Raw genomic sequence first — 15,302 nt, forward strand, 5'->3', positions numbered from 1 at the left:
GCGGGGCAAAATTGAAGGAAGTTATGGAAATGATTCGAATAAAAAGATGTAAACAGAGCAAAAAGAAGGGCAAAGGAATGACATTGCTCGAACTTTTGATCGCCGTTTCTATCGTTGCGATATTCGCAGCCATCGCATATCCATCTTTCAACAACTATGTTTATCAAGGACATAGAAATCAGGCCATGGCGGATCTGGTCAAAATTCAGCTCAGTCTTGAGCAGCTATACAACAACGGTTACTCCTGGTCCTCCATCATGTCAGGGTCAACTTGCACTATATGCGATACTTCTGATGACAGATACACCTTCGCTGTGACATCTGCGGGAGGGTATACAATCACCGCGACACCTAAAATCGCAAAAGGGCAGAATAATGATCAGTGCGGAACACTGACATTAAAAGCAGACGGCACTTCTCTTCCCAATACCTGCTGGTAAACCTATACCAACCGTAGTAAGCAATTAGCATTATTCAAAAAAATACCCGCACTTGGCGGGTATTCAATCAATCATTTGTGGACCCAGCTTACTTCGCTACCATCACCATTGCAGGGCGAATCACACGACCGTTCAACTCATAACCTTTCTGCATCACTAGCATAACGGTGTTTGATTCATGATCCGGGCTTTCTTGAATCGACATAGCCTGGTGGTATTCAGGGTTAAACACTTCGCCTTCAGGGTTGATTTCTTTCAAGCCAAACTTGGCAACCACATCAACAAATGTTTTATGGGTTAGCTCAACACCTTCAAGAAGAGGTTTCACCGCTTCGTTTTCAGCATCTGCTGCCTGAATTGCACGCTCTAAGTTATCAATAACAGGGAGAAGTTCCTCAGAGAACTTGTTCAGAGCGTATTTACGCGCTTTGTCGATTTCCTGCTCGGTACGACGACGCATGTTTTCTACGTCCGCTTTTGCACGAAGAACAGACTCTTGCTGCTCTTTTACTTTCGCTTCACTGGTCAGCAGTGCCGCTTCTAGCTGTGCGATTTTCGCTTCCGTTTCGTCTTGCTCTGACTCTTCGTTCCAATCGATATCGGCATCTGAGCCAACTGCTTCCACTTCTTCTGCAGTTTCTTGTTGCTCTAGCTCTTCTTCTTTAACCTTGTTTTCTTCGTTGCTCATGATATCTCCAGAATTCAGAATTCAACTACTTATGCGATGATATGCTCACAATTTTGAGACAAAAATACTCGCATAGTTCTTCAACTTGCCTTTATTATGGGGATGAAGATTTGCGTTTCAAGCACAATAACCTCAGACAACGGATTTTCTCTATGCCAAAGCCTTTTGAAGTCATCGCAATTATAGGCAAACCCCGTGACAGCAAAGCCGTTCAAACACACAAAGAGTTGTATCATTGGCTCACAAAAGAAGGCTACTCAGTCCTTATTGATGACCGACTTCAGGAAATCCTAAACGACATCGACCACTCTCATTTCACCAGCTTAGTCAACATTGGTAAAAAAGCCGATCTGGCCATTGTTGTGGGTGGTGATGGAAACATGCTCGGCGCTGCTCGCGTACTGTCGAGATTCGATATTTCTGTGATTGGCGTAAACCGAGGCAACCTAGGGTTCTTAACAGACCTGGATCCGGAAGAATTTGAGAAGGCCCTTTCCAAAGTGCTGAAAGGCGAGTTTATGGAAGAAAACCGCTTCCTGCTTGAAGCCGAGGTACACCGCCATGGGCAGGTCAAAAGCCACAATGCTGCATTAAACGAAGCGGTGCTTCACCCCGGTCAGGTGGCGCATATGATCGAATTCGAAGTTTATATTGATGACCGATTTGCCTTTTCTCAGCGTTCCGATGGTTTGATCGTATCGACGCCAACTGGCTCAACCGCTTATTCACTATCAGGCGGTGGTCCTATTTTATCACCAAGTTTGAATGCCATTTCTCTGGTTCCCATGTTTCCGCACACCTTGTCCAGCCGCCCACTGGTGGTGGATGGCAACCGCAGAATTAAGCTATTAATTTCACCAGACAACCGAGGTACTCAAGAAATCAGCTGCGATGGTCAGATATCATTACCCGTGTCACCCGGCGATGAAATCCATATTTACCAAAGCCCGAATGTGCTTAAGCTGATTCACCCAGAAGATTACAGCTACTACCATGTTCTACGTAATAAGCTGGGCTGGGCGAGCAAGCTTTTTTAGTACGAATCTGTTTGCGTTACTCGAGAAAACATAGAGTTACAGCCATGCGGTTGAGAACGCTCACAAAAATTCGGATTCGTAAAAAAATATACCTGTACAACTTTACTGTATAAAGAAACAGTATATACTGTTTTCTTATACAGTATTGTTCAGTTATACAGGTAAATAAAATGCTGGCTCATTTAAGTGTTAATAATTTTGCGATTGTTAAGTCTTTACAGCTAGAACTTGCCAAAGGCATGACAACGATTACCGGCGAGACCGGTGCAGGTAAATCCATTGCTATTGATGCTCTGGGCTTATGTTTAGGCGATCGAGCAGAAGCAAGCTCGGTTCGTCAGGGCGAAGAAAAAACCGACATCAGCACCTCGTTCCTACTGGACAACAATATTCACGCAACGCGTTGGCTAGAAGATAACGACTTAATGGATGGCAGCGAATGCATCCTGAGACGAGTTATCACCAAAGAAGGCCGTTCAAGAGCCTTCATCAATGGCAGCCCAGTGCCAGCTTCTCAGCTTAAAGCACTTGGGCAGCTCCTCATCAATATTCACGGACAACATGCACATCATCAGTTGATGAAAAGCGAGTATCAGCTTTCCATGCTGGACCAATACGCTGGGCATTTAAACCTGCTGAATAAAACCAAGAATCACTATCAGACCTGGCGTCAGGCAGACAACCACCTTAAGCAACTCAAACAAAACAGCCAGGAAAATCTGGCGCAAAAGCAGTTGCTCGAATACCAGATCAAAGAACTTGATGAACTTACTATCGGTGAAGAAGAATTTGTCGAGCTCGAACAAGAACACAAGCGCTTGTCCAACAGCGGCGAACTGGCATCCACTTGCCAACAAGCCATTGAGTTGATTTATGAAGGTGAAGATGTCAACGCACTGGGCATTTTGCAAAGTGCCAACCAGTCTATGATTCAGCTCGCTGAACTGGATGAAAAATTGACCGCACTGCCAGACATGATCGCGGAAGCCATCATCCAGCTTGAAGAAGCCAACAGTGAACTTCGACACTACTTAGACAGTATTGACGTCGATCCTGCACGTATGGCGTATGTTGAAGAACGTTTCTCCAAGGTGATGTCGACTGCACGTAAACACCACGTCATGCCTGAAGAGCTTTACCAACATCATCAAGATCTTCTCAAGCAAATCGAAGCTCTGGACTGCTCGGATGAAAAACTGGATGCTCTGGCACAGGAAGTAGAAGACAAGCGTGTGACATTTTTAGCGACGGCAGAAAAACTGAATAAGTCGCGCCAACGTTATGCCAAAGAACTGAACAAGCTCATTTCTCGAAGCATGCATGAACTCAGCATGGAGAAAGCCAAATTCTGCATTGATGTCGTTCGAGATGAAAACCATGCCTCTCCGCTTGGCATCGATCAAGTGACATTCTTGGTCTCAACCAACCCAGGTCAGCCTCTACAGCCAATAGCCAAAGTGGCATCTGGTGGTGAGCTTTCTAGAATTTCTTTGGCGATTCAAGTCATTACCGCCCAGAAAGTGGATACCCCTAGCCTGATTTTCGATGAAGTTGACGTGGGTATCAGCGGTCCAACAGCCGCAGTGGTGGGTAAAATGCTACGTAAACTAGGTGAATCGACGCAAGTCCTATGTGTTACTCACTTACCTCAAGTTGCAGGCTGTGGTCACCAGCAGTTGTTCGTGGCGAAAAACACCAAAGGTGGCAAGACAGAAACTCGAATGAATTGCCTAGATCAGGACCAACGCGTCGCGGAATTGGCCAGGTTGCTTGGGGGTAGCCAGATCACCGACAGCACATTAGCCAATGCTAAAGAACTATTGATTGCGGCTTAGTTTCAATGGTTCCCTCATAATAAAAGAACGCTCCATCATCTTTGATTAAGCGTTCTTTTTATGTGTTTCAACCAGTTAGCTACACGCTTTTATAACATTAAGATCATGAGGCTGACTAATCTGCGGGTTGACGCCAAGAAACTCTTCCAATCGAAAGCTTTGAAACCAAAAGGTAGACAAAGCCCGTTGCTGCCATAGCTAACACGACACTGGGACCAATGGGATAATCCCAAAGCAGAGATGCATGAAATCCCCCCACGCCACCAATTACACCGATTGCCAACGCGCTCAACCAAATACGACGGCTGCCACTCATGATTACTGCCAAAGCGGGAATTATCAGACAAGCAAATTCTAAATAGACTCCAAGACTTATCACCAGAGCAGGGATGGCCAAAGCAAAAAGTACATAAAAACCACGACCAGCGAGCCAGCCTGGCCGCCAGATTTGAACGATCGCGAGAATAAATACAACACAAAAAACTGGCAAAATGTCGCTTGGGCTGCTCCACAAAAGTCGCCCATTTAAAAGCGCCGAGATCATCTCTTTACCATGTGGGTTGTGGCTCACCATAATCACAGCAGCACACGCAGCCAACACGTAAAGCAAGCCAATTAGCGCTTCAAGATGATGTTTTACTTTGTCTTCTAGCCAGCTAAGCAAAAGAGCCGCCGGAACAGTGAGTAGCCAGGATGCCAACAGCTTTGTTGTGAAGTCAACGCCCACATGCCCCGCTGAAAGTTCAATAAATAAAACACCCAACGCCGCAATTTGGGCCATCGCTAAATCTATAAATATCACGCCGCGCTGAAGCACCTGCCGCCCAAGAATAATGTTGGCGAACAAAGCAAATAGCCCTACTAAAGCGGGAGCAACCATCCAGGAATAAGCCACTGCTACTTCCTTTGCAAACTGAGTAGTTGAACAATGCTGTCATCAACAAGTGTGGCTAACGTATCTGTATTGGCACGCCCGCCTACACTCTGTGCCAGCTCTGCCACTGGCAGACCAGTACGCTGAGACAGCCAGTCTGAGGCATCGGTAGGTTGGTGACTGGAATATACAATGCCCGCAGCGTCATCTGAACTGATGGAGCTGAGGGAATTCAAATGTGCGACTGTCGGTGGCAGCCCCGGTTTTGGCTCTAAATCTGCGATTTGCTTAATACCAAGCCATGCAAATAGATAGCGATGGGTTTCGTGGTAACCTACTAGCTGCAAGCCCTTTAATGCTTGCCCCTGCTCCTGCCATCGTGACATGCGCTTACGCCAGTTTGCACGAAACTTTACTCCTTCTCCTTTGTACAACGCCCAGTTTTCAGGATCGATTTTCGCAAGCCTTTCTACTAAGGCTTTGGATACATTGGGAATATCCGCTACCGCGAACTGAACGTGAGGGTTACCGTGGCTGTGAACATCCCCCATTGAACGGTCGACGTGATCGCGAGTGTCGAGCATTTTGACGTAATCGGTTACCCAAAAGAGCCCGTCTTTGCCATTCTGTACATTTCTGTTTCGACTCTGGCGTTGCAATTCTGGCAGCCAACCGATTTCCAATTCAGCTCCTGAACACACCACTAAATCCGCTTTACGCATTTTAGAAATCAGTGATGGTCTTGGCTGAATGTAGTGCGGGTCCTGCATTGCCGTTGTCGCCGAGAAGACTTCTGCATTTGGCGCGTGTTGTTTGACCAAGGATGCCCAATCAGGTTGGCAGGTAAACACGTTCAGGCTTGCGTTTACAGAAAGAGAGGTAACCAGTAAACCACTTGTCAGAAAAAATTTAGAAAGCATGAGCAGGGTGCGCTCCGAAAGACATAATGTATTGAATGGTGAAGATGTTCTGAGATTTACTTGTGAATTGCTCACGGGTTACCTGAGCGCGCACTCGCCCGAAGTGAGAACCATGCCAGTCCAACGCTATATCCGTTTCCTGAATATCAGATTTCGTTAATTCTCCATGGTGATGATCCACGTGCCAGTGCACTTCCCCCGTTACTGCATCCACCTCCCCATAACGTCCACTGATAGTCCAGTTTGGCGAAAACTGATAAGCCAGCTCCGCATACCACCCGTGTGCCTTATCATTTGCATTTGGAATAGATTCCATTCGTTCATCGTATCGGTCGTTAATAAACCAGGCTTCAGCCGTCGCTCGGAGGTTTTCCTGCTTGTAGTTACCATTCGGCGCCCACTTCCAGGTCATATCAATACCGTGTAACCATTTTCCTGTGACGATTGGGCCGTGTGAATGACCGTGGTCACCATGGCTGTGAGAGGAATGATCATGAGAAGAATGATGATGTGAAGAACCTGAGGTTTCCTCAGCAGCGAATCCGAGACCGTTCGCATTGTATAGGGTGCTCAGACCGACTCGCCAACTGTTCGAGTCATTCACATCGTCACCAATTTGAAGATTTGCGGTGTAAACTCCAACTGTCGCGGGATCGGTGTACCCTACATCCCACTCTTTCCCTCCGAACACTTCGAAACTTGCCGCAACAAACGTTTCTGTTGGTGCTAACCATGATAGCTGAATGCCATCATCAAAGTAGTGACTGCCAAATACTGCGCGATAAACGGCGGGTCTGTCACTAAAGGCATCTTCGTGTAAGTGCTTGCTGTTTAAATAACCCACATTTGACAGCATTCTGCCAGCTTTAACCTTTATACCTGCTGGAAGACTTAGGGTTTCTACAAAAGCCTCTTCTACTTCAAATTCAGTTTTTCCGCCGTGAGATGCCACCACAGCAATCAACTGACCGCGAAAGTTCTGGTCTATATTGCTGCTGAGTAAGATTTCGGAATGCCCAAGACCAAAGCCTTTGTCTCGCATTCCCCATTGGCGAGCTTCACTTTGATATGCCCCATCCAAAACGACACCAAGATCAACGTCAGGTGCACTGATTGCTAATGGAGAAATCAAGCCAAGAATTGAAGCCGTGCAAAACGCATTTAAAGAGAACTTTTTCACCTATACCTCTGAAATGTAAATAATTATTAATTGCGAAATTAGTTGAATATCGCAAATGCTATGTTATAACATCCCGCAAAGTCAATCAGACATTGAATAATTCTCATTCAACATATTCATGAACATTCGAAAAGGAAGTCACATGCACTTTGCTTCTAATCTATTTGGGAAAAAAACACTTCTCGCCTTATCTGTTGCCGCTTTTGCCAGCGGCTGTTCAGACGGCGAAAACAAAACCGATACGGCGGCACAAGACAATAAGCAAGATAATCACCAGAGCACTGAGAGCTTTAGCCGAGTTGCGGTGAGTGAATTCAATAGCAACAGCGTTTATGTATTAAATGCGAACAATTTTGGGGTCGTCGACCAGTTCGCGATGACCCACTCACCGTCGGCATTAAAAACCAGCCCTGATGGTCGATACGCCTTAGCCTTTCAGCGCAGACAAAACATAGTAGAAGTGATAGACAGTGGTATTTCTGCCGAAGCACACGGTGACCATTTCCATTTACATTCAGAGAAGCCTTCACTGATAAACGGAAAATATGAGAGCACAGCACCAACCCATTATGATCTTGCAGGTAGCCAGGCGGCTCTGTTCTTTGATGGTGATTCAAAGACTGGGGTCAATGCGGAGTTAAAAATTCTGGATGACGCCTCTATAGCGACTATGAGTCAAGTTGCGAGCTACTCATTCACTTACGCGATGCACAGCACTGCGCAAATTTTTGGGGAGCATGTGTTTACAGGTATTAAAGAAAACCCTGCAGCGGAAGGTTTATTACCCGACAAAGTGGCCGTACTAGAGCTGCATGGCGATCATTTCCACGCACCCACTGTTGCTAATGTCACATGCCCTTCTTTACACGGCAGTGCACAATCTATAACTCAGGTAGCGTTTGCATGTAACGACGGTGTTATTATTATCGACAAACCCAGCACGAACCCTGAATACACAAAAATTGCCAACCCAGGCTCATTGGCACCAACCATCCCTATTCCAGGCGAAGATCCGGTAGCAAATAGATTAGGAAAAGTAATGGGGTTCAAAGCATCTGATAAACTGCTGTTTATCGCAAAGAACCAGCAAGCATTTCAGCTCAAACAAGGAATATTGGAAGAAGTACAGTGGAAGGAAGCCGACACTGAACGATACCTTGCCTATAGTGGTATCGACTCTGCATTCTTAGTTCTCTCTTCTACTGGTAAGCTCAAAGTCTTTGACCCAGCCACTAATTTTTCTCAAGTAGCAAGTGTCAAAATCTGGGATACAGTTCCGGTTTTGGATGATCCTAAAAATCAGAAATTCAGCATTGTCCATGACAAACGAAACAATCATGTATTTGTTACTGATCCAAAGAACAAAAAGGTGTTTGAAGTAGAGCTTGGTCAGCAGCCAACTGTCAAAACGCACGAATTAAGCTTCATTCCTCACCTAATTACTTGGGTAGGAACAACCGAGCAAGAACATCATCATTAATACCGCCACAATGTTAATCAAATCACAGCGCAGTTAACCACTGCGCTAATTGTCTTTTTTACGATGCAACTTATCGCTATAACTATGGTCATACACTCGTTATGGGCATTTCGATTCCCTCGACGTTGAGTTTGCCAAAGGATGGCAAGATAATTTTTACTTCTTGGGCAAAGGTGATTATCATTTTGCCCGAGAACTTAAACTAAGTAATAAAGAACACAATAACTATGCAATTTAAGAAGTGGATCATTGCCGTACCATTAGCGCTTACCATGTTAACGGGTTGCTCGGTTGCAGAAAAACTGGTTTACCGAATCGATATCAACCAAGGGAATTACATTGAACAAAACGCTGTGGATCAGCTTAAGTTCGGCATGTCTAAAGAACAGGTTCGCTTCGTGTTGGGTTCTCCAATGCTGGTAGAAAACGGATACCCAAATACGTGGTACTACATCTATCATCACACCAAAGGGCATGACGACTCGATTCAGAAAAACCTCTTCGTTCGTTTCGACAACAACGAAAGGCTGGTTAAAGTTGAAGGCGACTTCCCAACCGGTGCTAATTTCTTCGAAGGCGTTTACTAATCCAATCGCCACACCAGATCAAAAAAGGCTCGTCATATGACGAGCCTTTTTACTTTGAATTCATTGAGCCGTTAACTCAACTGCTTGGTAACGCTAAATCTACGATTTTTCCTTTGCCTGTTCGGCTTCTTGCTTGGCTTGCTCAGCGCGTTTTCTACGAATTTCTTTCGGATCAGCAAGAAGTGGGCGATAAATTTCAATTCTGTCTTTGTCCATCACCGTCGAATCCAGCTTCACATTGCGGCTGAACACACCGACTTTGTTCTTAGCCAGATCAATCTCGGGGTAGATATCCATCACTCCAGATTGCTCGATGATTTCCTTCACCGTCATTTCCGCTTCCACCGCTAAGGTTATCACCCGCTGTTCTAACGGTAATGCGTACACCACTTCTACGTGGATCATGTTCGGTTCACTACTCATTACACGTACACCTGTTTCGCACGTTGGGTAAAGGCATTCACCATATTATTGGTCAATTCGTTAAACACTTTGCCAAACGCCATTTCAACGAGCTTACTGGTGAACTCAAACTCTAGCTTCAATTCGACCTTACATGCCGTCTCATCCAACGGCGTAAATTCCCAACCGCCATGGAGATGCTTAAAAGGACCATCCACCAGTTGCATCAAGATCTTTCGACCCGTTTCCAGTTGATTAGACGTTGTAAATGTCTTGCTAATCCCAGCTTTAGACACATCAACCGATGCCACCATAGCGGTTTCCGAGTTTTCTATAATTCTTGAGCCAGAACAACCAGGAAGGAAATTGGGGTAGCTGGCAACATCATTCACTAGGTTAAACATCTGTTCAGCGCTAAACGGCACTAACGCGCTGCGGGTCACTTGCGGCATATTTTCCCACTTAAACAAAACATTGGGGTTGTACAAAATAACTTAGGGTTTTCAGTTATATGACAATATCGTGACTGATTCAATCGTCCTATAATATCGAGCTGACTCTGGCTATGTTACCAACACCAGCTCTTTCAACCTCACCTTATGGTACTTCACGCAACCTCCCTATGAAAGTTTTGATTATTGAAGACTGCCTGACCACGCAACTGGCTATGACGCGAATGTTGGTAAAGATTGGTTTGAAAGAAAACAATATCACTTTCAGCTCAAATGCTGAAAAAGGTATCTGGCTTATCAGCCAACGTGAATTCGACCTTGTCTTCATCGACCAGAATTTGGGGCAAGGAAGTACTGGTCTGGACTTGCTAGAAGCCGTGCGTATACAAAATTTGCTTCCCGACACCACCACTCTTATCGCACTTTCTTCAGATTCAACTCATTATGTTAAAGAAAGCTTTCTAGATTTTGGGGTACACCAAATCGAACGCAAACCCATTCTGATAGACAGGCTGGATCGGATCGTTAGCGAGCACTATCAGTTCAAAAAAGCGTTAAACACCGTACTTACCTCATATAAACAGAGCGGTATAAAAGTTGCTGCATCGGGCTTGAAGCTCGCCAAAACACGCACACACATCCTGCGTATTACCCTTATCCTGGCAAACAAGCTGAAAGAACGAAGGCTATTTAAGCTCGCTTCCAATTTGTGCCAAAAAGTGAATATGCAGCTCAAGAATCCTGTATTGAGTGCCACAATCCACGACCTCAACTTCGAACATATCTCTCCGAAAGAGAGTTTTGAGTTGGTATCGCAAGAAGCAGAGCGAATCGAGTTGCCGCAAGAAGTTGCGGACGTATACAGCAAAATGCTGCTCCAACAAAAACACATGCAGCCTCTTAGTAAATCATTGCAGAACAACCTTGATAAATACCCAACGTCTTTGATTCGACTTATGCAAAACGTGTGGCTTCATCTGGTTGATCCTGACTGTCCGCAAAGGCAAGCTAAAATTGCTCAGTCATTTGAAAAGATCGCTCCCACCTCCATCGCACTCGATAGCGATATCAAGATGCTTATCTTATGGGCACTAGAAAAATCAAACCAAGGCGGCGTAAACACAATAAAAGAACAATGGGCAAAGTTCCCGACTAAAACCAAAAGATTAGAGTTAGAAAAATCCATATTCGAACTGCTCGCACTTTGGGATCAGGCAAACCAATCAGAAAATAAATTGATGGATGAAATTCTTGATATACAAAACCGAGTCGAAAGAATGGCAGGTCAAGCGTTTAGCTTACCTAGAGCAATGCTGTTGTTGGACGCAGGCAGACGACTAGAGATGGATGAATTCACACAGCAGATGCTGCAAAATGCTATGGGTTTAGCCGCCAAAGAAAACAGCCTGTTGTCACAGTCCCTTATTCATACCAGCATCAAGCACTTACAGGGCTACAAAAATCAGCAAAGCTTGCACCAACCCCATGAGAATAGTCTTTCCCTAATGGGAGACTAGGCATATAATGCGCCTGTTATGGCAAAGAAAAACTCAAAATCAAAAGCGGGTAGCAATACCATCGCGCAAAACAAACGAGCTCGCCACGAATATTTCATTGACGACGAAATCGAAGCTGGTCTTGAACTTCAGGGTTGGGAAGTGAAATCCCTGCGCCAAGGTAAAGCCAACATCGCCGAAAGCTATGTATATATCCGCGATGGTGAAGCATTCATTAGTGGGATGAGCATCATTCCACTACAACAAGCAAGTACCCACATCGTTGCTAACCCAACACGTGTGCGCAAACTGCTGATGTCTCGTCGTGAAATCGACAATCTCTTTGGCAGGGTAAACCGTGAAGGCATGACTCTGGTTGCAACCACTATGTATTGGTCCCGTTCTTGGGTAAAAATCAAAGTGGGTGTCGCCAAGGGTAAAAAACTGCACGACAAACGTACTGATATGAAAGAAAAAGATTGGGCTCGCGATAAAGCTCGAGTTATGAAGAGCAATCTGCGCTAATCTTGACCACTTGAGTTGCACAGTGCTAGACACGTTAAGCTTTTCTGGTACTATGCAACCTACACTTTGGGGCTGATTTAGGATTCGACGGGAATACTGCAGTCTGAGGTGCATGCCGAGGTGCGGTAGGCCTCGTAAAAAAGCCGCAAAAAAATAGTCGCAAACGACGAAAACTACGCACTAGCAGCTTAATAACCTGCTCAGAGCTCTCTCGCCCTAGCTTCCGCACGTAAGACGGGGACCAACGAGAGATCAAACCCAAACGCGCTAGTCCGGATTCTCCCGCCTGAGAGATGAACGACGAATTCTAATTCAGGCTAGTCATTCATTAGCGTGTCGGTTCGCAGGTGGGTGGCGAAATTAAAGATCGACTAAGCATGTAGTACCAATGATGAATGATTTTCGGACGCGGGTTCAACTCCCGCCAGCTCCACCAAACGTTTGGAAAGCCCGCTAGCTCATAGAGTTAGCGGGCTTTTTGTTTCTTTTAAGCTTCACCAACTCTTCAAATCACTAACCTGCTTGTTATATCGAAACGTCTGTGTTTTCGACTGTTCCAATCGAGTACTTTTTTTGTAAACACCAAATATGTATTGATGAACAACAAACTTCATCTTCCCTACTGTACCCAACCCTGTTATTTGCTATCTTGTAAATAAAACATTAACAACAAGTTACAAGGCAAAATTGATGCGAGTTTTATTTATGCTGCTGAGTTCGCTTGCCATGCTTTCCTCCGCGTTTGCACAGCAAGAGCCCTACTCCGAAAAAGACATTCTCGATAGGCCTTTGGTGGAAAGGTATATCTTGGATGAACTGAAGTCCCTTCGACAGGATCAGCAAGATTTAGAAAGGCGCTTGGTGGTGCAAATTACGGACAGGGAATTGGAAGTTGCAGATAAGTCGTTGAACTACGCCAACGTCACCGTGACCTACTTTTTCTACATTATTGCAGGTGTCGCGTCACTGATTGCGTTTATCGGCTGGCAGTCGCTTAGAGAAATCAAATACAACACACGCAAAATGGCTGAAGAACGGCTGGAAAAAATTGCCAGTGAGTACGAGCGAAAATTCGTAGCACTAGAGCGAGACTTGAAGCGGAAAACGCGCATCATTAGTGAAAACAACAAAGAAATTGAAATCATTAATGAAATCCACAACTTGTGGCTGCGCGCGCAAAGCATGCCGACGGCGGATGAGCGTATCGATGTCTACGATGAGATCTTGTCTATCCGACCTGGCGATTTGGAAGCTCTTACCTATAAAGCAGATGCTGCGATGGAAATTAAAGAATACCACTGGGCACTCAGTTTAAGTAACCGAGTACTAGCGTTGGATGAAACAAATGGTCCAGCACTCTACCAGCGTGCTTGTGCGTATTCGCGTTTAGGGGCGGAAGAACAAGCGATCGAGGATATCGAACGCGCGATTGAAGCGAGCCCATCTATCCGTGACCTAATTTACAGCGAACCGGACTTGGAAGGCTTACATGGTAACCCTCGCTTTGAGGCTCTCATTCAACAGGAAGAAGTATAGTACGGTCATCAGGTATTTAGCATTTGTAACCATCTTTCAATTGCATCGCATTTACGATTACTATCAAACCTTCTAAGAAGTTCTCTTTGGTAGCTCTATGGCATCTAAAAATAAGCTCGTTCGTTTTAAAAGTATTGAAGTCGAAGATGTTTTTGAAAAGGAAAGCGAGCTGCTCAAGCAGGTTCAATCTGGTGTGCTTTCGCAAGTTCTAATGCTATGGCAATCCAAGAGCGCTACGCTGGTGTTGCCTTCGGGTAAAAAGTGGAAAACCTCGGCGGAACTGGAAAACGGGCTCAGTGATCTCGGATGGCGACTGATATCTCGGAAAACAGGCGGCGCTCCAGTCCCACAAATTCCAGGTATTATAAACCTATCCCATATCTACCATTGGAATGAAGACTCGCCTTATGACATTCAAATCTCTTATCAGAAATTGTGTTTAGTACTCACCAAGTTCTTTGAGTCGTTAGGGGTGAAAACAGAAATCCATGCCACTCCAGGTTCTTATTGCGATGGCGATTACAACCTGAACGTAAATGGTAGAAAGAACGTAGGAACCGCTCAAAGGGTACTGCTGAAAAAAGACGGTGGCAGAGTCGTACTTTCACAAGCCTGTATTTTGATAGATGCCGTGATGGATGAAATCGTTCAGCCCGTGAACCTGTGTAACCAACTATGCGATCATAGTGACAAAATAGAAGCAGGGGTTCATACGTCATTGTTTGAACATTTAGAGAGCAAACCCAACACAGATACGCTATTCCAACTTCTTACGGAAGCGTTCTTGAAATACGCATAACTGGGTAATGGGGTTTGTATTTGGTTTTGCTAGATAAATAGAGTTAAGCGCCTATGTTAGGCGCTTTAAATTAAAACAACTCGATGGAGGTTTCGTCTAGGAATAGGTTAATTTTAATGTCTTTGACAAATTCTTCAGCTTTCTTATCTAGTTCTTCTTGCCTTTCCAAAGATATAAGTCTTCGCGTGACCATTTCACCATTTTCATCAAATATTGGAAAACCATCAACTTCAACGGATTTTATTAGAAACAAATTGTCACTTACCTTACGCCCTCCCAAAAGCTCAACTAACCGATTATAATAGTAGCACATCTCGTTATCTTCAGAGCCACTCTCTTCCAAGTAATACTTTTTAAAAAGAGATTTTGCAGCCTTTGGGTAACCCAACTTCAAAGCTTTATATAGCCACTCTTCTGCTTTAAGTGGATCGGTATCTCTAGTTAAGTAATATAGGGAAATCATGGCCGGGGCGTAGCCTTTTCTTGCCGCTTCATTTATATATTCGTATGCTTTGTCTTCTGAAACCCAACTGCCAATTCTCATTGCTGCTCGATTGGATCCTTTTGAAAAAGCTTGGCTATAGATTTCTTCTGATTTATAAGAACGGTAAAAAGGCACAAGTTCCCACCAATAAGGTTTCTTTACTCTCATAGCAAACATGGCTTTTCCGTTCCCACTTTCAGCTTGAACTTTCCATCCCTCAAATGCCTTATCCGCCCATTTACCATCACAAGGCCACCCTAAATAGTCACATGGACTATCTATGTTTAACTCTTTACCAGCGAGAATTGCCATTGCCCATGGGCTACCCATTTCTGCTGCTTTTAAAAACGAATCTCCCGCCTCAAAGTGCTCACCATTTTTGTATTGAACCACCCCGAGCCAATAGGTGGCGTAAGCGCTGCCTTGTCGGGATTCCTCTAAGAGTATTTCTTGTGCTTGCGTGTACTCTTTTTGATTAAAAAGGCGAATTCCTTGTTCGATAGAATTGCTAGCCCAGGCAAATGGGGCTAAGACCATAGAAATTTGTAGGAAAACAATCTTCATTGC

16 protein-coding genes and 1 other RNA gene are annotated in these 15,302 nt (G+C 44.8%); 10 read left to right on the top strand and 7 right to left on the bottom strand.

The window, feature by feature from the left end; all coding sequences use genetic code 11:
* Positions 1-29: 29 nt before the first annotated feature.
* Positions 30-440, top strand: coding sequence for a type IV pilin protein (locus tag RH89_RS26080; RefSeq protein ID WP_022591658.1), 411 nt, complete (start codon positions 30-32; stop codon positions 438-440).
* 88 nt (positions 441-528) lie between these two features.
* On the opposite strand, the gene grpE is transcribed toward RH89_RS26080, so the two are convergent.
* A complete protein-coding gene (grpE, locus tag RH89_RS26085; protein ID WP_004408505.1) occupies positions 529-1,128 on the bottom strand; it encodes a nucleotide exchange factor GrpE in 600 nt (199 codons plus the stop codon).
* Between the two features lie 152 nt (positions 1,129-1,280).
* Between grpE and nadK the strand changes: the two genes are divergently transcribed.
* Together nadK and recN are read left to right on the top strand one after the other, a co-directional pair.
* A complete protein-coding gene (gene nadK, locus RH89_RS26090) occupies positions 1,281-2,165 on the top strand; it encodes an NAD(+) kinase (protein WP_004408506.1) in 885 nt (294 codons plus the stop codon).
* A 170-nt stretch (positions 2,166-2,335) separates the two neighbouring features.
* Entirely contained in the window at positions 2,336-4,000 is a 1,665-nt protein-coding gene (gene recN, locus RH89_RS26095; protein WP_004408507.1) for a DNA repair protein RecN, read from the top strand.
* Positions 4,001-4,115: 115 nt separating this feature from the next.
* Here the strand turns inward: recN and RH89_RS26100 are convergent, their stop codons facing one another.
* Genes RH89_RS26100 through RH89_RS26110 form a run of 3 tightly spaced genes read right to left on the bottom strand, consistent with a single transcriptional unit; the run spans position 4,116 to position 6,974 of the window.
* On the bottom strand, positions 4,116-4,895 hold the full coding sequence (locus RH89_RS26100) for a metal ABC transporter permease (protein WP_004408509.1): 780 nt from the start codon (positions 4,893-4,895) through the stop codon (positions 4,116-4,118).
* A gap of 2 nt (positions 4,896-4,897) precedes the next feature.
* Positions 4,898-5,794, bottom strand: coding sequence for a metal ABC transporter solute-binding protein, Zn/Mn family (locus RH89_RS26105; protein WP_004408511.1), 897 nt, complete (start codon positions 5,792-5,794; stop codon positions 4,898-4,900).
* Positions 5,784-6,974, bottom strand: a complete 1,191-nt coding sequence (locus RH89_RS26110) for a hypothetical protein (protein WP_004408513.1) — start codon at positions 6,972-6,974, stop codon at positions 5,784-5,786. The genes RH89_RS26105 and RH89_RS26110 overlap by 11 nt, the downstream gene beginning before the upstream one ends.
* A gap of 142 nt (positions 6,975-7,116) precedes the next feature.
* On the opposite strand from RH89_RS26110, the gene RH89_RS26115 reads away from it, so the two are divergent.
* Positions 7,117-8,454 carry a YncE family protein gene (locus tag RH89_RS26115; RefSeq protein ID WP_004408515.1) on the top strand — a complete coding sequence of 446 codons (1,338 nt, stop codon included), beginning with the start codon at positions 7,117-7,119 and terminating at the stop codon, positions 8,452-8,454.
* Positions 8,455-8,681: 227 nt separating this feature from the next.
* Positions 8,682-9,041: an outer membrane protein assembly factor BamE gene (bamE, locus tag RH89_RS26120; RefSeq protein ID WP_004408518.1), complete on the top strand. Its 360-nt coding sequence runs from the start codon at positions 8,682-8,684 to the stop codon at positions 9,039-9,041.
* A gap of 99 nt (positions 9,042-9,140) precedes the next feature.
* Here bamE and RH89_RS26125 read toward each other — a convergent pair whose 3' ends face one another.
* A complete protein-coding gene (locus RH89_RS26125) occupies positions 9,141-9,464 on the bottom strand; it encodes an RnfH family protein (RefSeq protein ID WP_004408520.1) in 324 nt (107 codons plus the stop codon).
* A complete protein-coding gene (locus tag RH89_RS26130) occupies positions 9,464-9,895 on the bottom strand; it encodes an SRPBCC family protein (protein WP_004408522.1) in 432 nt (143 codons plus the stop codon). Before RH89_RS26130 ends, RH89_RS26125 begins: the two co-directional genes overlap by 1 nt.
* A gap of 170 nt (positions 9,896-10,065) precedes the next feature.
* Here RH89_RS26130 and RH89_RS26135 point away from each other — a divergent pair, with 170 nt between their 5' ends.
* The 5 genes from RH89_RS26135 (at position 10,066) to RH89_RS26150 (ending at position 14,251) form a co-directional block, all read left to right on the top strand.
* Positions 10,066-11,412 (top strand): response regulator, encoded by a 1,347-nt coding sequence (locus tag RH89_RS26135; RefSeq protein WP_038147427.1) that lies wholly within the window; start codon positions 10,066-10,068, stop codon positions 11,410-11,412.
* A gap of 18 nt (positions 11,413-11,430) precedes the next feature.
* Positions 11,431-11,916, top strand: coding sequence for an SsrA-binding protein SmpB (gene smpB, locus RH89_RS26140; protein ID WP_004408524.1), 486 nt, complete (start codon positions 11,431-11,433; stop codon positions 11,914-11,916).
* A 68-nt stretch (positions 11,917-11,984) separates the two neighbouring features.
* Positions 11,985-12,352: a transfer-messenger RNA gene (gene ssrA / locus RH89_RS29395) on the top strand.
* 254 nt (positions 12,353-12,606) lie between these two features.
* The gene (locus RH89_RS26145) at positions 12,607-13,452 is read left to right on the top strand and encodes a tetratricopeptide repeat protein (RefSeq protein WP_004408525.1); all 846 of its coding nucleotides are present in this window, start codon (positions 12,607-12,609) and stop codon (positions 13,450-13,452) included.
* A 97-nt stretch (positions 13,453-13,549) separates the two neighbouring features.
* Positions 13,550-14,251, top strand: a complete 702-nt coding sequence (locus tag RH89_RS26150) for a lipoate--protein ligase family protein (RefSeq protein WP_004408526.1) — start codon at positions 13,550-13,552, stop codon at positions 14,249-14,251.
* Positions 14,252-14,321: 70 nt separating this feature from the next.
* On the opposite strand, the gene RH89_RS26155 is transcribed toward RH89_RS26150, so the two are convergent.
* Positions 14,322-15,299 (bottom strand): SEL1-like repeat protein, encoded by a 978-nt coding sequence (locus RH89_RS26155; RefSeq protein WP_038147430.1) that lies wholly within the window; start codon positions 15,297-15,299, stop codon positions 14,322-14,324.
* Positions 15,300-15,302 lie beyond the last annotated feature (3 nt).

Origin of the sequence: Vibrio nigripulchritudo ATCC 27043, assembly GCF_000222685.1 — a bacterium.
Taxonomy (GTDB): domain Bacteria; phylum Pseudomonadota; class Gammaproteobacteria; order Enterobacterales; family Vibrionaceae; genus Vibrio; species Vibrio nigripulchritudo.